This window comes from Paenibacillus sp. FSL R10-2734 (assembly GCF_037963865.1).
In the GTDB taxonomy this organism is placed as follows: domain Bacteria; phylum Bacillota; class Bacilli; order Paenibacillales; family Paenibacillaceae; genus Paenibacillus_AQ.
The window spans coordinates 2,447,920-2,468,450 of sequence record NZ_CP150170.1 but is presented as its reverse complement, the minus strand read 5'-3'; the positions used below and the strand labels follow the sequence as shown (position 1 = coordinate 2,468,450).

Here is a 20,531-nt window from a genome sequence, read left to right as displayed (position 1 = left end):
ATGAACAAATCTACCAAAGCCGTCGCCCTGAAGCTCTGTGTATTTCTGCTGTGTCTGGCCGTCCTCGCCGCTTGTTCGAATAACGGGAATAACAGTTCGGCCCCTTCGGGCAATACCACAAACGAACCTGCGGCTAGCGCCGATCCTGCCACTTCCCCTTCACCCACTGGGCTGCCTGAAGTGAAGCTAACCTTCATCTATCCGGTAGCTGCTGACCCAGGTCCCGACCAGAAGCTGGTCAACGATGAAATCAATAAATACCTTAAAGAGAAAATCAACGCCACGGTCGAACTCAAGCCACTGACCTTTGATGAATATGAACCGAAGCTGAATGCGATGCTTGCGGCGCAGGAAAACTTCGATATCGCCTTTAGCTCAAAGGGTTGGCTCGGCAACTACCAGCCTTACATCGATAGGGGCGCTTACCTAGAAATCACGGAGGATATGATTAACCAGTATGCGCCTGAAGCACGCGCCAATATTCCCGACAAGTTCTGGCCGGATATGAAAGCAGCAGATGGCAAAATCTACGGATTTCCTGTGTATCAAATCGCCGCCAAGCAGAAGAGTCTCATCATTCAAAAGCGATTTATAGACAAATACAATCTCGATGTCTCTACCATTCAATCCTACAAAGACATCGAGCCTTTCCTCAAAACACTTAAAGACAATGAAAAAGGCATTATTCCGCTCGGTCTCGCCCAGAACTCTAACGGAATTTATATTGACCGCACCGAGGTCGGCTCCGACGGTTCTTCGGTATTCTACAAGAAAGATGATCCCGACATGAAGTCGATTTCCAAGATCACGCAGCTGGAAAACAAAAAAGAATACTTCGATACGATGCACAGTTGGTTCAAAGCCGGTTATATTAACCAGGATGCTCCCGTGCTGCAGAATATCAATGATCTGAAGAGTAAAGGAAATGTGGCCGTAGCAATCGAATTCACCTCGAAGCCAGGCGGCGAGATCGGTGAAAAAGCGATCAATGGCGGCAACGACGTCGTCTACGCTCCGATCTCCGACAGCTATTTCACCGGCATTGCCAGTGCGATTCAGGTCATCAACAAGAACTCCAAAAACCCTGAGCGCGCACTTATGCTGATCAATCTGCTCAATACCGATAAGTATCTATATAACCTGATTTGCAACGGCATTGAAGGCAAGCATTACACCAAAACCGACGAGCAGTATATCGCCCCAATTGAAAAATCCGGGTACGCTCCGAATGCCGACTGGGTCTTTGGCGATCAGTTCAACGCCTACCTGAAGCCTGGCCAAGACGCTAATACGTGGGAGAAAACGATCGAACTGAACAATAATGCAATTGTGCCGGCAAGCAGCGGCTTTCAGTATAGTGAGGACAACGTCAAAGCGGAGGTCGCGAACATTAATGCTGTCAAAAATGAATTTGAGGCCGCACTCGAGACCGGAGCTGTCGACCCGAACAAAGTGCTTGGTGATTATATCGCGAAGCTGAAAGCCTCAGGGATAGAAAAGTTAGAAGCAGAAATCACCACACAGTGGGAGGCCTTCCTGAAGAACAAGCAATAAGCTTATGAAAATAGGAGCCGCCTGTACCTTGGCGGCTCCTTCTTTTTAATTTCTCCCGTACGGCTCACCACACAGCGGGGCAGGGGATAGCAAATACGAAGGAACTACCCTGTTCGCTTGTATCCTTAAGCCAGACTTCTCCATTCATTAATTCTGCTAGTTGCTTACAGATGGAGAGCCCAAGTCCCGCACCGCTATACTTCCCTGGTGAGTGTCTTTCATGAATTTGTGAAAAGGAGCGGAACAGGCTATCCTTCTGTTCTATAGGAAGTCCAATGCCGGTATCCCTTACCTCGACGGAGAAGGTGACCTTGTCTTCCAAATCGGCATTATTTTGAACAAATAAGCAGACCTCTCCGTGTTCGGTAAATTTAAGCGCGTTTCCCACTAGATTAGTTAGAATTTGACAAATTTTATTACTATCCCCCAGAAGAGCAGGCTCTGCTTCACTTCCGAAAATTGCATGCAGCTTTAACCCTTTCTTCTCGGCCTCGGCAGAGAACAACTGCAATACATGCGAGATAATATCACGGATTTGGAATGGGCTATTCTCCAGCGTTATCGTCCCGGCCTCCATTTTAGAGTAATCAAGGATGTGATCCATCATCGCCAGCAGATTGCTACCGCTCTTCTCAATCACATCCACATAAAGCGTTTGCTCGTCAGACAGCTCGGTCGTCTGCAGTAGACTCGTCATGCCAATCACCCCATTCATCGGTGTACGGATTTCATGACTGAGTACGGCCAGTAGATTATTTTTTTCTTCAAGCATACGAGTTGCCTGTTCTTCTATGGCTTTAAATTGAATAAAAGTAGACTCCATATCCAGCAGGTTCGTGTAAAAAGCCGACAAGGCAATCAGAAGCTCTACATCCCGCTTTTGGTACTGATAGAAATTATGATCGAATGAACACAGAGAACCGTAGAATTCCCCTTTTTCATTACGAATCGGCACTCCAATAAACGAACATCCTCCAACAAACTGCGTCGCATCCATATCTTTGGTCAGCGGATGAGTCAGATTATTATCTATAAAAAGCGGACCTTGCGCATGTTCGGTAACCAGAGCACAATACGACTCCTCATTGTCCACCACCAGTCCTTCAACCAGCATAACCTTCTCTCGGTTATACGATTTAAGAACCTTAGTGGACAGGCTGTCCAGGTTGGCAATGCAGAACGTATTAGCCGGGATTAGCTTGCTCGCAGTTTCCATAACATCCGTTGCCGAAGTATATAATTTATGGGAAATAACTGACAAGACCTCTATAAATTCCGTTTTCAACATTATCCCGATCGTCCCTTCTACTAACTTATTGTAAGAGTTCTACTCATTATACCTCATACAATGCTTAACCTCGAAGGACTTTCTGGAGCGCGTGCCGAATGGGGAATTTTATAGCTGCTTATAAGAAAAACCTCACCTACGGCTCGGTCCTTTAAAGATCTGAAGTAAATCCAACGCTTCATTCTATTTCTTCAATGCCAGTACATCCGTAATTCCGAACACTATCCATGTACACTCTTTTAGTGAGGTTCCACATACGGACCGTATGGCCCTTATTTCCGGTAAATGAGTACATACACCAGGGTTAACGGACAGTATTGCACTTATTCCCTTATAACAAGCCCATTCCCTGGTGATTTGGGGCGAATAACGGTGCTGGCTCGTTTACGTTACCGGCGGCACATTGTGTTCGGTTTTTCGCATACATTTGGCTCGTTAGTTAGACTAAAACATGCATTTAGGTGGATATAAGATCTACTCAGTCCGTTAAACATCCCAAAGTGGTGGGAGATCATTAAAAATAGGATTTCCCAATGCCACAAGTTGAAGTTGAATATATGCACATCCCGTCAATTCGTTTCGCATTCGTTGTAAGATGTTCGGCTCCATGCCTTAACTTTTGCAGAAAATGAAAACGAGGCGATAGGATATCATTCACCGCAAAATGTTATAAATTCTAGTATGCCAAAAAATCTGATAAGCCCTCGACTCACATCCAGAATGAAATTGTTAACCCCTTATTCATCCATACCTTTCGTTATATAGACCGACCTAATGACATTAACTTAAAGCTCAGTAGTCACTGCGGTGAATCATTGGACTTCCGGCCGCTGTTGTTTGCAGATTTCTTGATTGTATTCCGCTGTTAGCGGCGGAAATCTGCAAACAAAGGCGGCCGCTAGCGCTCCTCCAGTTCCCGTACCTTCTCGCTATTTGATATATTCTTATTTTCAGCTTATATAGATTAGAGAAATCCTGCAAATATACAGCTTTTTGTGCAGATATTTTCTTCCTTAAGCCCAAAAGCTGCAAATATACAGGAATATCCTCATTTATGGCTCGAGGGCTTCTTCTGAAGCAAGAATTCCTGCAGATTTGCAGGAATTCTTGCTTCAGTCACCCTTCTATCATAAAAAGATGTACTTTTGCAGGTTTCTTCGTCAGGATTTGGTTACTGGTTAGTCAAACTTACACTTACTAAAAAAAGAAAGAGCATATCACTAAGAATATGCTCCTTCTTATATACTGCCAAGGGCGGGGGCCGAACCCAACGCAGTTCACTCATCCGATCGCGTTATTATTATTTCAGCAGTTTTAGTGAAGCTCATGCTCCTTCAATATATCCGCCACACGAACTGGCAATCCTGTCTCCATGCTTCGTTCCATCGCTGCCATAACCGCTAGCGTCCGAATGCCCTCATGTAGATCAGGCTTAGGTGTCTCTCCTTGATCCAGACATGTCGCGAAATATTCGATATAGTTCTGGTACTCACCTGCATGATGGCTCTCGCCTTCAAAACGGAAGTAATACGGTCGCTTGTCCTGATAGGAATGAACCGCCGACTTTTCCCCTTGAAACTTTGTGTAGTATTCCAGCTTGGAATAGACGGCGCGGCTGGTGCCATTCGTACCACGCAGTGTACAGCTAATTCCCGGATCAATACCGCGTAAGGCTGGTGTTGTATAGGAGCCACTCACTTGGGCAATGCGCCCTTCGGCATCTTTCATCAGGAAGCGCATCGTATCCGGTACAGTCAGTCCGTGAGCACTGTTGGTGCTGCTTGAACGTCCATATCCGAATACCTCTTCAATGCTCGGCAAGTACCAAGCTGCGAGGTCTACAGCATGGATCATGAAATTGTACATCCAGCTGAAGCCGGATTGCTTGCTCCAGCTACGCTCAAGAAACCAGCGTGAGTCCGAAATATAATAGGTTTCAATCGCTTCGAGGTCACCATGCTTGCCCGCAAGGTAATCTTCGCGTTGATGCAGCATCGGTTCAAAGAAGCGACTGCTCTGTCCAACGAACAGCTGCTTGCCAGATGCTCTTGATGCTGCGAGTAGCTCATGAACACCTTCCAAATTAACAAGCATTGGTTTCGTGACGATGACATGTTTACCTGCTTCGAACGCTTGTTTAATATGCCGTGCATGTAGCTGATCCGGGGTATAAATCGCGATAACATCGATGTCTGGATCATTCAGCATGTCATCATAGTTGAGTGTATAGCGAGTTAAGCCGAACTCCTCCGCTCGTTCCTTACACATCTCTTCATTCAGATCACACATGTTCGCTATCTCAAAGCGATCACTCTGCTGTGCCGCCGAGAGAATACTTCTTCCTTCCCCAAGCCCGATAACACCCAACCGATATGTTTGTTTCTCCATGGTCAGTTCAACTCCATTCGAAGTAATCGGCTTACTCAGCCGTATAGCCAATCCAGTGAGCGGGAGCTTTCACTGAACGGTGATACGTCTCGCTCCTTCAACTGCTGATCTCCTGCTATAACGCCGAGCACTGCATAAGCTCCTACCCCAAGGTTCAGCACATGACGTCCAGCTTCATATAAAAACGCGTGAACATTTACACTAGGGTAGAATGGGATCTTGATCCCTTTTCGCAAAATGGGAGACAAGCCTCCTCGTTCATCGGCATGTGTATTCTCATCTAATGTCGGCACTTGAAGCCATTGTGAATCAGCTGAATTGAAGTACCCAACAAGTACATGAATCGACGTATCCGTCTCGAACTCAACGGAAACCCCTTGATTTACTGCCTCTTCACGGCTAAAGCGAACCCCAATTAAACCTTCAAGTTCTTCTGCATAGCTCTGAACATAGACTTCTCCGTCCGTGAATAGACAGCTGTCCTTCTCTAGCTTGTAGAGCTCCGCATGGTTTGAGATTAACCGGAAGTTAGCTGGTTGGTAGGAATCGAATCGTTCTTCACCACTTACCTGTGCTGGCAGGCTACCCGACTTTAGGTTGTTCACACTGAATTCGAAGTTCCTCAGCTCCTCTTCATAGACGGGAAGACAGTCTTTCCAATGTTTATATTTCCTTCCGTCAGGGATCGGAATCTTGCGATGAGGCGTGAGCATGCTATTAGCACATAAATAGGTATGTTCCGTCAACTCTGTCAGCTTGCGGTACCAATCCAGACTCTCCCGAAGATATGGAACAGCCTCCTCCAATAAATCCACTCGGTCCAAATAGTTGCCGTTCACCTGATGTTTATACAGCAACACCTTGACGGCAGCCCGTACCTTGGCACCATAGAACTTCACCATATAACGAATCGCTTCGATATCTGTAGCAATTCGATCGAATTCTTCTCGATTGTGCGTGACATGTGCGCTGGCACGCTGAATGGCTGCCCACGCTTGATCCGCGAACATCTCACTCGATTCAACCACGTCGAATGGCGTCTCACCGATATGCGGCTCGCCAGCAGCTTCGCGTTCAGCGAATAATTCCAGCCTCTCTCCCTGCGGTGCATGATCTTCCCACAACGCCCGGTAAGGTGAATAACGGTCTGGATTCGTCAACTGACTCATCTTCATCCCTAGCGATAATGTCTGCCTGTTACCTTCTGTAATTCCGAAGCGTCGTAGTAGGCGTGGTGCACATTCACCAAAGTTATCGTACGCTTCAAGGAGTGATATGCCCGCTTCTCGCGAGCCGAACCTTGCAGATAATTGTTCGATCCAATAGTACGCTTCCGTTTCTGAGTCCCGGTCTGGATTCCAAGCATACCGAGCCCATGCAGCAAACCAGATCCAATCGCGTTCCATCTGCTTCAATCTAGGCTCCACCTTATCACTACTATAAGGCCAATCCCAAAAGAACAGTGGATAGACATGGAGTCCGTTCGCATTCTGCCGATGCTTCGCAGCCTGCATACTCTTCTGAATAAAAGCAGGTGACCCGTAACGGAACGGCTCCAAATTCGCAAGAACGTGGACGTTCACAATATGAACCGACTGCATACCACTTAAATTAAGATGCGTCTGCACCCAACCGCCTCTTGGGGTCCAGGTCGTAAGCGATTCACCATTGTACTTAGCTTCAGTATACAGATTGGGATAGAGTGGAGTGGCCTTCTCCACGATCGGCTCGGCCTTCAACGCATGTGCACGCAGAATAATCGGCGGATATTCCTTCACCTTGAGATCATGAAGGCCCTCATTTACACCTGCAATAATCGTATCTGTAAACCATTCCGCCCCATAAGTGCCTCCTTGCAGCGCTTCACCTAGACATAGCATAAGTCCAACACTCGGATAAGACCTAACAAATTCCGCAATGGCCTTACGTGTATAATCTGCAGTAATCGGTAATGGCTTCGGTTGATGAAGCGCGAGACCATGCTTCTCTGCAAATGGTAGTGGAATATGAATGTTATAGAAATTCAGTACTACCCAAATGCCTCGTTTATCTGCTTCTTCTGTTAACCAACCGAAGGTCTCCAAATTGAGCTGATATTCCTCTTCCGTTACTTCTAATGCCTCTGGATATTCTTTCAACTTTACTAGTGAACCAAACGGATGCCCCGTCCAGATGTAAACGACGTTGCTGCGCTGCTGACATAACATATCCAAATAATCAAGCCACATCGTTTTATCATAAAACCAAGGAAACCGATCTGGTGTGATCGGATATTCATATGTGCGTCTTGGTGGCTCAATTTCTGTCTTCTGCAAACCAAGAACAGGTCCGCGTAAAACAAAGACTGGTGTTTCCCCATGTGCTAGGAGATTAGGCACTTTTCCTGCCGAGCGAACCTTCGCAGCTAGTTCCATGGCTCCATACAAGGCCCCTGTGTCATTTCCACCAGATACAACGATCAGGTTCCCCGGTAGTGTAGCGATATAAAAGCCTTCCTTGCCTGGTGTCTGCGAATGATAGAGCAGCACCTCCTGCTGCTCGAACGAACGAATAAATTCAGATTCTTCTCGATTTCCAATATAAACTTTCATTTCCGGAGAAGCTCTGTAAGTAAGTGCGTTCCATTCTTGATTCGTCTCACTAGTTTCATAGCCGCATTCCTGCAGGGCTCTAGTCAACAACTCCAAGCCGTAATGCATTCGTCTCGTTGCACCCTCTTGAATGCCTAGCGATATTCTATTCATTCCGCTTTCGCCTCCTCTATCATATTCAGATCATTACCTGGGTAATGGCTAATCCCTGATCGCCAGATCGAGCGTAGCCAAGGATATATTTCGCGTCCATTCACCTCGTGCACACCTGGGAAAATATCGTATTGGAGCATGTCTTCTGCTTGTTCCTGGCAATAGATGCCCTGCAGAATCTCAATCGCTTCTTGCAAGGATGAAGCAGGGAATATAGGGTCATTCTCTCCCGATTCAATGAATAGAGGACGCGGAGCGATTAATCCAATGAGGTCCGGAAGCTCAGCATAATCCAGCACGCCAGGTACAAAATTATCGATACAATGATTGATAGATAAGATGCTACCTTTAAATGTATTGGTAAAGGCACATAATACGGTAGCTTTAATCCGCTCATCCAACGCCGAAGCATATGCAGCGACCGTACCACCACCAGAAAAGCCCATACATCCAATCTGGTCGGCAGCGACCTCTGTCCGCGTGACAAAATAATCGAGCGCCCTAAGCGCTTCGAATACGCGCAGTCCACCGAGGGACATGCCATACATCAGCAATTGACCGGTTAAAGAAATACAGGAGCTTCGTTCTTTGCCCGGAATCGTATCACGAAGCAGCCTGCGATCACCAAGGCCGATCATCTCCGGGGCTACGACAATATGCCCCTGTCTCATGAGCTCCATCGCAAAGCTGTTGTGCCCCCCCTTTTTCGTCAGCATCGTACCGTCAGAGGCTAGACCAATAACCTCACGGCTACCGTAACCATGACCATGCAATGCCAACATTCCAGGAAGCTGCCCAGACTGCACCACTCTAACTTCTGTCTTGGGAATGAGAATGTATATCGGCATTCGAAGTCCTATGACCGTTCCGATTTCGATACGTTCTCGAATGTAATCTTCATACTCTATTCGTTCCAATAAAATTGGATTAAGCGGCGCGCGCATATCTTCGTAAGATCCTAATGAAGATTGTAATCGTTCCTTTAATAGGGCTTTCCGTTCCGAGTTACTTCGACTGGATAGCCCCTTCCTTGCCGTTACGGATTGTTCATACAGCATTTCCATAAAGCCATCAGGATTCCACATCTCGTAAACACCTTTCTATAAACGGATAATTACAGTGATCTGTCAGTTACACACCTGTCTCAGCGTTTATCACGGATATCTCTCCCGGATTCCATCCGTCATCTCCTGAGAGTACGCTGCTTATCGTTAATGTCGCTACCGCCTTTTCCGTTAACATTTTCGCCCATCCCACACGATCCGCTTGTTCTGCTCCCGGACCCGTGCTTCCATATTCCGCAAATCGCGATGTGATCTCCTTATTCGGGTCACGCCAATTATCCCAACCACCTCGGCGGATGTGACGATCCATCCATGTATTTACGAAAATCGAGCTACCATAAGGCTTCCATGGTCGGCCGAGACTCACGGTCTCAGCAGATGCGGAGGTCGTTAGCCTGCAGTTCAGAAATACATAACCATATGTCTGTGCATTTCCCGTTGAAGGCGCTGTCACATAGCCATTATGACGATCAATGCTATGTAGCTCACATTCATTAAATACGGCTGTCGCAGATCCGAATACGAAGTCTACGGTTCCCTCGATGTAACAGTGGTCATACAATTGTCTGCCATAACCAGATGTATAGAGCGTATCTTGATGACCAAGAATGGAGACATTCCGAAAAATAGCCCGATCTCCTCTCGCTTCAATCGCGAGTGCCTGCCCGCGCGGTTCCACTCTACTCGCTGCATTTGCAAAGGTTATATTCTCCGCATAGAAATCATCTGCAAGAATCGTGAAGGTCGGTGTTTCGTACATCGTCATTTTCTCGCCATTGGGCTTTATTGTTGAGAATGAATCGTCATAGATGATGATTGCTCCATCTCGGGTTTCGCCAATCATACATAAGTTTCTTTTGTTCTCTGGAACGGTAATTTTCTCTCGATATTCACCATTTTTAAGTACAATACATGTCCGTTCAATTGCATGATCTGGGGCAGCCTGAATTGCCTCCGTCACTGTAAGGTAATCGCCATTTCCATTCTGATCCACGATAATTGTTCGCATATCCTGACCTCCTAGCTCACTTTGATCGGTAATAGCTTACGATATATTTGCTCGAGCTCCGCGAGAGAAAACTGCTTCGGATTATTATCCATCAGACGTGTCACCTGTGACGCTCCCTCTGCTAGGAAAGGAATATCCTGCTCCTTGACACCGTAAGCCTCTAAATTTTGCGGGATGCCAACGCGATTCGTCCATTCGGTAATCTGCTCAAGTGCCCATGCCGCCTCATGCTCATTGCTAGCCAATCTGCTATTTATGTCCAACCCTTGGCGCATGACACCTGCAGCCAAGGCGAGTCGATTTGTAATCTCATCAAGCTGCGCTTCCATGACATGAGGCAGCAGCATGGCATTGGCAACACCATGAGGAATACTAAAAGTGCCGCCTAACGGATAGGCCATCGCATGAACAGCAGCTGTTCCTGAGGCCGCAAGCGCCATACCACCATAAGCGGAGCCGAACAACATCGCTGAACGAGCAGCAATGGAGCTACCGTTTTCATACGCTTCAACAATGCTTCTACTTATAAGCCGCATCGATTCCAATGCGAACATATCGCTAATCCTATTCGCTTTCTTACCTATGAATGATTCCAGTGCATGCGTAAAGGCGTCCATACCTGTTGCCGCTGTCACTTCCTTCGGAAGTGAGACCGTGAGCTCTGGGTCTAGTACGGCGAGCTTTGGATACAATCGACGACTAACGACACCAATTTTCAATTGTCGCTCAGGAAATGTAACGATCGCATTCGGCGTAACCTCTGAACCTGTTCCTGAGGTTGTCGGAATTAATACAGTTGGAATACCATCCTGCTTAATATTGTCCGTCCCTAGCATTTCCTCAATGGATGTATGGTTTGTCGTTAAGACAGAGAACAGCTTCGTTGCGTCAAGTACGCTCCCACCGCCAATGCCAATATAAACGTCGTATGGTTCATTTTTAAATTTCGAATGAACCTCTTTGATATGATCTGCAGTAGGTTCAGGTAAGATTTCATCGTCTAGTACATCAGACTCGATACGGAATGTACGAAGCTGCTGCTGGAGCATATCCGCAATGCCATTCTTTTTCATATTTGAAATCGTAATGATCAGCGCTCGCTTAACAGGTCCAAGCTGCTTCTGAATTTGCTCTGCAACGGAATGGAATGTGCCTACGCCAGCTAATATAGATTCTGATGTTTGAAATAGGATAGACAAGACTTACACCTCCTTCACAAGACAAGCTGCACGCATCCCTTGCGCAATCGCATTACGCGTCACTTCGTCAACCGGCTGTACGGGTAGTCGCGGTGAACCCACTTCAAGTCCGAGCTGATTTAGAATTTCTTTCAGACCAGCTGGAATGGAACCGTATTGCATTAGCTTTCGAATAGCCGCGATATCCGCTTGCGCTTTGTTGGCATCTTCAAGTCGTCCTGCCTGCCAATGATCATAGATCGAGACAACCGTTGCAGGTACAACATTCGCCGATGCCGCGATAGCACCGCTTCCCCCTGCCTGTAGCGCCGATAATATTAACGAATCTGTGCCAGCAAGAACCGAGAAGTTTGTATCACTCTGTTGAATGAGCTGTAGCACATGCTCGAAGTTACCGCTCGAATCCTTCACACCAACGATGTTAGAAATTTGTGATAGCGTGGCTACTGTCCGCGCTTCCAGCATAATGCCTGTACGGGCAGGAATATTATAGAGTACAATTGGCAGGGCCGTAGACCTTGCAACAGTTTCAAAGTGCTTGTGCAGCTCGGACTGATTCAATGGAACAAAATAAGGGGTGATCACAGATAAAATATCTGCGCCTGCTTCCTCTAACCTACACGATAAACGGACGGTATCCGATGTCGTGATAGCACCCGAGCCAGCATAGAGCGGAACGCTTCCACCGATTTCATCCGCAGCAATACGAACAAGCTCGACCTTCTCATCCTCCGACATAGCGAAAAATTCACCATTCGTCCCGAGTACAAAGATTCCGTGTACCCCTGCAGCAATTTGGCGCCGAATCATCTGGCGAACGACAGCTTCATTCAGTCGATTATTATGATCAAATGGTGTTACCATAGCGGGTATAATACCTTGAGGTTTTATCATCATGAACTCTCCCTTCAACTATGTGGAACTAGAGCAGCAGCCTGACGAATCGCTTCGATTAAGCTGGATTCATCTGCAATGCCGGTACCAGCGATATCGAATGCCGTACCATGATCTACACTTGTTCGTACGAGAGGCATACCAACGGATATATTTACGCCTTCTTCCATGCCGAGTACTTTAATTGGGATATGTCCTTGGTCATGATACATCGCAACAACACAATCGAAATCCCCACGAACCGCGCGGAAAAAGACTGTATCAGCTGGATAAGGACCGGTCGCATTGATTCCAGCTGCAACGGCTTCCTGTATCGCTGGTACGATTTTCTCGCCCTCTTCTCCGTTACCAAATAACCCGTTCTCACCGGCATGCGGATTAATACCACAAACCGCAATGCGCGGTGAAGTGATGCCACTCTTCCGTAGCAGATCATCCGCCAATTGAATCACGCGAAGAATTCGCTGCGGGCTTAGTCGATCAATAGCGTCCTTTAACCCCACATGTGTCGTCGCGTGAATAACTCTAAGCTTCGGTGCTGCAAGCATCATGGCATAATCTTTGACATCCATTAGATGAGCAAGCAGCTCAGTATGCCCCGGATATAAGTGACCACCCAGGTGTAGCGCTTCTTTATTCAATGGTGCAGTACAAATGGCTCCGATTTTGCCAGCAAGACCTAACTCTACAGCTTTCTTCACACAACGATACGCAGCATCACCCGCTTCAGCGGATAATTGCCCGAATTCTGGAGGTGCCATAGGATAACTCACATCAACTAATGAGATAGTTCCTGCTTGACCCGCTTCAGTCCAATCACTAGACTCGTTCAGGACTTCTAATGCTAGCTCGCTCTTCACCAGGGGCATGGCTCGTTCTAGCACTTTTTTCTCCCCAATGACCACAGGTTGGCACCAATCATATATCTTTGAGTGTGCCAGCGCTTTCACGATAATCTCAGGGCCGACGCCTGCAGCATCGCCCATCGTAATTCCGATTACAGGCTTACTCTTATTCACGCTTCATCCTCCTATTCGATGCTTCTCCAAGATGCGGACAAGTGTGTTGGGATCTCCGAATGCTCCCGATTTCGTAATGATTTTATAGGCTCTCGGAAGCACGGCGACGCTTTCGATAATTCCTGGTTCGAATTCGTGTTCAAGAAAAATGGTGTTAATCGTTAATTCTTTTAACATCGAACGCGCCGTCTCACCCCCGATTAGCACCAGTAAGGAGACATTTTTACATGTATCCAGCTTACTGCGGACGCGCCTCACGAATGATCCTAACAAGATCGAGCTCATCTCACGGATGCTAATCCCTCGTTGGTTCGCTTCGAAAAACAGCAGGCCCTCCGCTTCCTCACGAGCTGTTGCGAATATTGCATCTTGTACCAGAGGACCATCGCTAACCAAGTCATCCCTACTCCAGTCGTTCTCCGTATTAGCAAAGGTGTTAGATTCACGAAGTAAGGACTCCGCCGTATATTGGCAGTTGATACGACATCGAGGAGAGAACTCATTCAACTGACGTTCCGTAACTAATGTCTGGCTGCCGCTAATGAACCATGCCGCGCCTTGATCAGGCTGCATCTTCAAAAGGTTATCGCTATCGCAATTAACTTCCTTAGGTATGTCTAAGGTTCTTGCTAATGCCTGTGCGAGTCCTGCTGTACCCGCCCACACAATACGCAACCCACTGTATAACCCCGCCGCTACAATTAGATCTAAATCTGCATCTTCTACCGCATCGCAAATGACATAACGCATGCCATGCTCGAACAAATGACACATGTGATAAGCTGCGCTTGTAAGTTGATCTAGTCCAATCCGTGCGATGCCCTGGTTTGTTGAATGTCGGAGGATCGTCGCAATGTGTGATGTATGTACTGGATTCATCGGATCTCTGCCCATTTCGGTCTCGTGGACAGGAATACCGTTAACCAGCTGCTCACCATGCAAAGTTGTCCTCCCAAGCTTCGGGACAGCAGGACATACAATACATAGATCCGCTCGAAAAGCTTCAATTACAGCGTCACATTCGTTCGAAATATTACCTCTTAATGCCGAATCCAGCTTCTTGTATACGAAACGTGGATTTCCTGATAACGCAGTAATAACCGCATTATAAGTAGCTTTATATGCTTCTGCTTGTGACATCCCTCTTGTCGCAGCATCAATAGCCCATACATCACATGTCGGAACAGCTAATAGCTCTCCATTGTCAAACAGGGAGAGCGCTATACGGCGGCGTCCATCAATGAACGCCGCCGCTGTATCCGCGGCTCCTGTAAGATCATCAGCGAGAACTAATGCTTCCATGACTCTTTTCTTCCTCCTTCATACATGCCGTACGGAAACGGAGGGCATGATGCAACACTTCAGAAATAATCCATGATGGATTCCATGTGTTGGAACGACCACGTCCCTGGAAATTAGATTGAAAGAAGCCTTCCGCTTGTTCACCAACTACGGTAAAACCCCACTCGCCTGCCTTCGTACAAATGCCTTGACCCAGTGCATCAAAGATCATCCGCGCCAAGCGGACATACGTCCCGTTACCAATAAGTAGACCAAACTGCCACAATTCATACGTAGGAAAAAAAACATCGAGATGATGATTCTGAACACTCACTCCAGGCCACCCTACCGCATTAAAGTTTTGCTCCTTAAATGCTGTCCCTGGATCATAAGCAGGATTCCACAGATATACATAGGTAAGAATCCAATCTGCCGCAATTTCAGCCCATACTCGATAGTCAGATTCACCCGTTAGTCGGAACAGCTCGTATGCCGCAATGAAGAAGAACATGCCAGCTTCCTTATCCTCACACTGGGCATCCAGTGTTGATCGAGCGAATGGCCGTTCGAAGGTCTCCGCATGCAACTCGTAATAACGTTTCATACTAGCCGTTGCAACATCTAGATACACCTGCTCACCTGTTACCTGATACGACTTTAACAATGAGATCAGACACGGAATACCCGCAGCAGTAATCTCCGTCTCCGCTGCATTGCCATCTAATCGCCAAGTGGCTGGGAAGATTCCTGAAGGTAATCGTGCACACATTAGAAAATTCGCTGACAGCCTGAGCTCAACGAGCCATGCATCCGGGACGATTTCGCCATGACTCTTGAACAATTGAATGATATCGGCCAAGTCGCTCACCGTTTCACCAAAAGCGCGACTTGAAATAACAGGCTGCTGCTGTCGATTGAAATTTTCCCATCGACCATCTTGCAGGTGATACGCGCTACTTCGCAGACCTGGTACTGCTGTATTGCTACCGGCAAGGTAGAAATCAACAGCTTTCCTACAACGCTCGACACCGTCCATTTCATTCGAATTGAATCCGATTTGTGCATCGCACCAAGCCAGCTTCAAGCATTGTCCTGTCCAGCCATACATATAATGCAGCCCATGTTTCGATGCGAGACCAAAGGAGTTGCGGTCATTAAATTTTACATAGCCGGCAGATTGTGCCGTCTCTCGCCAACGATCATTCATCGCCTTGGTCTTCAAAGTAATGAGCTCCTCAAGTGAATGCGGTGCAGCCCCATCGGGATCATATAATTGAATGGCACGATGAACGACTTGCGAGAAAGCACGACCCGGCTCCTGAACCGTTCCCCATTCCAAGGCGTAGCTTTTTACAAGTGAAAATCCTGGTGCAAAATCGAGATATCCACCCGCATAGGTATCGGTTAAGCTTTTACTGACATAGACAATATCCTTCTCCCCACCAAACATTAACACACCGCTCATCGCTGCAATGGATATGCGGTCATCCCGTTTATAAGCGCCGAGTGATCCATATTGAACCGTGCCATTTTCCTGAAGGACGTAAGATGGCAACGAGAATAAGGTAACGAACCGTTGTTGAGCGCTGTCATCTTTCCACTCGACATTTACACATGGAATCGGAAGTCGATGCTCCTCGCAAATAAACCCTTTGTCCTCTCCAAGGCCAAGTCGCGGTACCTTTCTTGCTGGGTCAGCTGACGGATTGTTATTGTAAATCATATGAGGAATGGTCACATTCTCCTTACCATGAACGGCAAGCTCCCACTCAAGACCAACTGCAACATCCTTCAGAATCCGATCACTTCGGTTATGCCATACCGTACTCATCTGAAGCAGTCCTTCTGCATCGAACTGGAGCTCTAGAACCAATAACAGCTCCCCGCAATCCGCCTCAATTCGTAACAGGCCATCCTGCTCCTCAATTCGTGAGGACTGCAATGGAATTCTATCTGCACGCCATGGACGTCCCTGTGAGTATACCGCCATATGCATAAGTGAATTGCTGAAGTATGGTTTGGTGGCTCCTTCACAAGATAATTGAACATAGACATCCTGATCCGACTGCCAAACGTCCACGATTCGCTGTTCAACCAGACTCGTTAATCGGTACGTTTTCATTCCAATGACCTCCTCCCCATTCGATTCTCCCCACTGCAAGGGGTCAATCTCCGTCATCTACCGCAAGCACAGGCACCCTTTCCTCTTCATTAGTGCTAGCGATCACTTCAGCATCATTAGTTTTCTGCAAGCGAAGAGCGTAATAAAGTTCACCAGGCAGCATAATCTCAAATCTGTCCTGATACGTTTGATCCAGCCTATCTATCGTCATATTCCATGTATCAATAAGATCGACGGAAAATTCACCGCTTGGTACCGCGAACATGCGCGACGTACAACGATGCCCTCCGAAATACGGTAAGTAATACTCCCCCTGCCGTTCGATGGTGGACACATCATGCCGCATTCGGTTATACGTCAGGAAGCCCGGCGCATCCGCAAGCAGATTGCGCATGAACATAATTCGCTGTACACTCTCCCCTAGCAGTTCGCCTCCGTGAATGGACCAGCATGTATGTTGAGGAGTGTAAAGATATTCGCCATGCGTCACGTATCCGCCACGCGTCATCCCTTCCCAGATCCGCCGCAGCAATTCTTCGGCTGTTAATGCATTTTCCCGCTCCGGTCCATTTCCTTCACGACCACCATGATCGATGATAACTGGCTTCTCATACTGCAGTATGATACTAGAGCAAATGGTCGGCTCCTCATGTCGAAGACTAATATGAGTCAGCCATGGTGCCCCACAATTATAGGACGATGGCGTACCATGAATCGTGCATAGATGATGTCCATAATCACATTCGCGAAGTGTTCGGAAAGCTTGACGATAGTCATGATCCGGACGCTGTGAGCCATCGCCCACATCTGCCATAGACCACCACACATTTCGATAGGCAGCAAAACGTGAAACAACATACCGAATATATCGTTCTTCCTGCTCTGAAGTGAGTTGAAACGTCACTTCTCCCGTGCTGTTCCCTGGAAAAAGAATGAGCTCCGCCTCCACACCAAGCTGGTCTAGATCCGTCACACTCTCCTCCAGCCTTGCGAAATAAGCTGGATTATAGCAATCATAGTCTGGCTGCCCATCCGTACTCGTTGCGAAAGGCGACGCGCTAATCTCATCCACTGCCTTGTATTCAGACATAGGAAGCAAACTCATACGAGCTTTATTGAATGGCGATGCCTGTAGCGTTTGAAGTGTTCTTGTACGTAGCTCACTCTCTTGCATATGCCATGCTAAAAGCTGCGTACCGAATGGCGTAAAGGACGTACCATCTGCATAAACGAAATGCGTCGTGCCTGCTACGTGCACAGGTCCGTGATTATCAGTCTTTGCCGCTAAGCATTGAAATTGACCTGTATATCCACCCATTGGTGCCTCGGACCCGCTGAGCGTGAAGGACCATTCCCCCTCTTCATCCGGCATGAACCGGATGCATAACCATCCGTTCCCATCATAAAAACCAAAGGATTCACATTGCCGTTCCCCTATGTTAAATAAGGCGTGCAATTCTGCATCCGCGAACAGCCTATCATCATCGCGACTCTTCAACCGCAGTTCAAATATTCCCCAACGCTCTACTGTATCATTGTATTGCACCACTTGATTCTCTCCTTTCAAACTGCTACTACACGCAAAGCTGTATACGGCTCAGCTGGTAATGTCACATCGCTCTGCCCTGCGTACGTGCCGTCTAACGAATATACCGACATGTTCCAAATATCAATAAGCTCGATCTGATACTGTCGATCAGCGGACATCGGCAGCTTGTAGGAGGAATAGCGATATTTGCCTAAATAAAGCAGCGCATAGGAGCCTTCCTCACGAGCTGCCATCCAATCCGCTGGACCTTCTTCCATCAGCTTGCGTAAGAATCGTATCCGTTCAGGACTTTCCCCGTACAGTCGACCACCCCCAGAGATCCAGGCTCCAGTTGGTTTATTCACAAAGCATTCGCCATGAGCAATAAAGCCACCCCTCGTCAGTCCAGTCCAATAACGATCCATCAGTTCAAGACCCGTGATGTTTCCCCAACGCTTTGCGACATTCCCCTCATAAGAGATTTCATCGATAACGACTGGTTTTCGCGCCGCTGCTCTTAATGCTGTAGTTGCCTCAGCATCCCAATGCTGAATGCTCTGATGTGTAAGCCATGACTTCGTGGCATCAAATTCGGATGTATGCTCATACATTTTGGTACCGTTATGAATGGAACTAAGATGCTGGTATGCATCTTTTCGCTGTACAAATTGCAATAGTCGATCCCAGTCCTCCACCGTCTTCATCGTATTAAAGTCATACTCGTTCGATAACGACCACCATACATTACGGAACGCCGAGAAACGGGCGATAATATAGCGTAAGTAGAATAAATCTTGTTCACGTGTCAAGCCATTAAAGCCCCATCCCCCTTGTTTGTCGTAAGGGTGGAATAGAATGAGGTCGGCTTCAATACCCAGCTTCATTAAATCGCTTAGGCACTGCTCTACATGAGCAAAGAAATCTGTATTAAAGCGAGTGAGGTCCACATCCTCCGGACACGTACCCTCGTACACAACCTGATCTGGACGCATGTCTTTCGTTGGCAGCAGACACATTCGAACCTTATTAAATGGAGATTTATCAAGCTCCTCTAAGGTTAACTGCTCGTGTGCTCTATCCCCTTTATGCGTCCAGTGATAGCAAGTTGTACCGAATGGTAAGTAAGGAGTTCCATCCTCGTAAGCGAACAGGTATCCATCTTTAACTCTTACAGGTCCGTGATTACCTGGCGATGGGGGCGTACATACGAAGCTTCCTACCATATCGTCTAGCTCAGGCGTAACGCTCTTCGTAATGAACCGCCATGCGCCCTCGCGATCTGGCATAAACCGAATACGATAAACGCCAGCTCCATCATAGAATCCATCTACTTCAATCCGATCATTGTGATACTCAAATACGGCCGAAAGAGCAACCTCCTGAAATGGATTGCCTGTCGAAGGTCCGGTCATTACGATCTCAAACGTCCCCCAACGTTCTACTTCTTGAATCTTCATACGCTTCTGCTCCCCCTTTATGTTATTGCTATTCTACAAGTCCTGTCCGTTCTACCCCTTCTACGAACCAGCGCTGCGTAAAGATATACAGGACAAGCGGCGGCATCACCGATAGAAATGACTTCGCCATTTCAATCGACTGTGCGAATATCTGCCCATCCTCCGTTGTTGCAGCTGCCGTTGCCTTAACCAACGCCACAGAAAGTGGAACATCCTGCAGTTTAAACAAGAACATCATCGGGGAATAGCTATCGTTCCAGTTCCATACAAAGGAGAACAGGAATACGACAACTATAGCTGGCTTCGCGATCGGTAACATGACTTTGAAGAAAACTCGGTACATACTCGCGCCATCCATCTTCGCAGCTTCTTCAAGCTCTTTCGGAAGAACAGAGAAGAACTGGCGATAAATGATGACATAAAGCGCACCTTTCAAACCATGCCCGAACAAGGTTGGTATAATCATTGGAAGGTAGGTGTCTACCCAGCCTACTTCACGATACATGAGAATTAATGGCAGTACGGTAACCTGTGGCGGAATAATAAACGTGAAAATTAGACATGCCAACCAAAATTTCTTAAACGGAAAATTCAGTTTAGCAAACGCATAACCAGCCATCGCACAGGCAATCAGTTGTAATAGTGATGCGCCGATCGACAGTGCAGCGCTGATGCTAAACGATACTGGGTAGTTCAACGAAGTCCAAGCTTCTTTCAGATGACCCCAATAGATCGTCTTCGGAATCCAGTTTACCGTTGGGTCTAGTAAGTCAGGTAATCCTTTTACCATAGTAGACATCATATAAAAGATAGGGTTTAAATATAGATAGGCCGTTTCAATCAGCAGGACGTAAATGAATAAGCGGAAAATCAAGCCTTTGTCGGCTTCGCGCCCTAACAGCAGTAATCGTAGCCGCTCGCCAAGTCCGTTAAATCCCGAACGCGAATGCCGCTGTCGTATGACATTTAATATTTTCTCCATCT

At 47.2% G+C, this 20,531-nt stretch carries 14 protein-coding genes; 1 reads left to right on the top strand and 13 read right to left on the bottom strand.

What is annotated here, in order from left to right; genetic code table 11:
- Positions 1–1,554 carry an ABC transporter substrate-binding protein gene (locus NSS67_RS10835; protein ID WP_339319533.1) on the top strand — a complete coding sequence of 518 codons (1,554 nt, stop codon included), beginning with the start codon at positions 1–3 and terminating at the stop codon, positions 1,552–1,554.
- Positions 1,555–1,618: 64 nt separating this feature from the next.
- On the opposite strand, the gene NSS67_RS10830 is transcribed toward NSS67_RS10835, so the two are convergent.
- The 13 genes from NSS67_RS10830 to NSS67_RS10770 form a co-directional block, all read right to left on the bottom strand.
- On the bottom strand, positions 1,619–2,842 hold the full coding sequence (locus tag NSS67_RS10830; RefSeq protein ID WP_339319532.1) for an ATP-binding protein: 1,224 nt from the start codon (positions 2,840–2,842) through the stop codon (positions 1,619–1,621).
- 1,314 nt (positions 2,843–4,156) lie between these two features.
- Complete coding sequence (locus NSS67_RS10825) at positions 4,157–5,230, bottom strand: Gfo/Idh/MocA family oxidoreductase (RefSeq protein ID WP_339319531.1); 1,074 nt, start codon at positions 5,228–5,230, stop codon at positions 4,157–4,159.
- Between the two features lie 35 nt (positions 5,231–5,265).
- Positions 5,266–7,974, bottom strand: a complete 2,709-nt coding sequence (locus NSS67_RS10820) for a hypothetical protein (RefSeq protein WP_339319530.1) — start codon at positions 7,972–7,974, stop codon at positions 5,266–5,268.
- Positions 7,971–9,059 (bottom strand): alpha/beta hydrolase family protein, encoded by a 1,089-nt coding sequence (locus NSS67_RS10815; RefSeq protein WP_339319529.1) that lies wholly within the window; start codon positions 9,057–9,059, stop codon positions 7,971–7,973. Before NSS67_RS10815 ends, NSS67_RS10820 begins: the two co-directional genes overlap by 4 nt.
- A 46-nt stretch (positions 9,060–9,105) precedes the next feature.
- Positions 9,106–10,047 (bottom strand): pectinesterase family protein, encoded by a 942-nt coding sequence (locus NSS67_RS10810; RefSeq protein WP_339319528.1) that lies wholly within the window; start codon positions 10,045–10,047, stop codon positions 9,106–9,108.
- A gap of 11 nt (positions 10,048–10,058) precedes the next feature.
- Positions 10,059–11,246 (bottom strand): iron-containing alcohol dehydrogenase, encoded by a 1,188-nt coding sequence (locus tag NSS67_RS10805; protein WP_339319527.1) that lies wholly within the window; start codon positions 11,244–11,246, stop codon positions 10,059–10,061.
- 3 nt (positions 11,247–11,249) lie between these two features.
- Positions 11,250–12,143, bottom strand: a complete 894-nt coding sequence (gene dapA / locus NSS67_RS10800; RefSeq protein WP_339319526.1) for a 4-hydroxy-tetrahydrodipicolinate synthase — start codon at positions 12,141–12,143, stop codon at positions 11,250–11,252.
- 11 nt (positions 12,144–12,154) lie between these two features.
- Entirely contained in the window at positions 12,155–13,159 is a 1,005-nt protein-coding gene (gene pdxA / locus NSS67_RS10795; RefSeq protein ID WP_339319525.1) for a 4-hydroxythreonine-4-phosphate dehydrogenase PdxA, read from the bottom strand.
- Positions 13,160–13,162: 3 nt separating this feature from the next.
- Complete coding sequence (locus NSS67_RS10790; protein ID WP_339319524.1) at positions 13,163–14,461, bottom strand: four-carbon acid sugar kinase family protein; 1,299 nt, start codon at positions 14,459–14,461, stop codon at positions 13,163–13,165.
- Complete coding sequence (locus NSS67_RS10785; RefSeq protein WP_339319523.1) at positions 14,439–16,562, bottom strand: hypothetical protein; 2,124 nt, start codon at positions 16,560–16,562, stop codon at positions 14,439–14,441. Before NSS67_RS10785 ends, NSS67_RS10790 begins: the two co-directional genes overlap by 23 nt.
- A 43-nt stretch (positions 16,563–16,605) precedes the next feature.
- Complete coding sequence (locus NSS67_RS10780) at positions 16,606–18,108, bottom strand: DUF5605 domain-containing protein (protein WP_339319522.1); 1,503 nt, start codon at positions 18,106–18,108, stop codon at positions 16,606–16,608.
- Positions 18,109–18,125: 17 nt separating this feature from the next.
- Positions 18,126–19,547, bottom strand: a complete 1,422-nt coding sequence (locus tag NSS67_RS10775; protein WP_339319521.1) for a DUF5060 domain-containing protein — start codon at positions 19,545–19,547, stop codon at positions 18,126–18,128.
- A gap of 28 nt (positions 19,548–19,575) precedes the next feature.
- A complete protein-coding gene (locus tag NSS67_RS10770; RefSeq protein WP_339319520.1) occupies positions 19,576–20,529 on the bottom strand; it encodes a carbohydrate ABC transporter permease in 954 nt (317 codons plus the stop codon).
- Positions 20,530–20,531 lie beyond the last annotated feature (2 nt).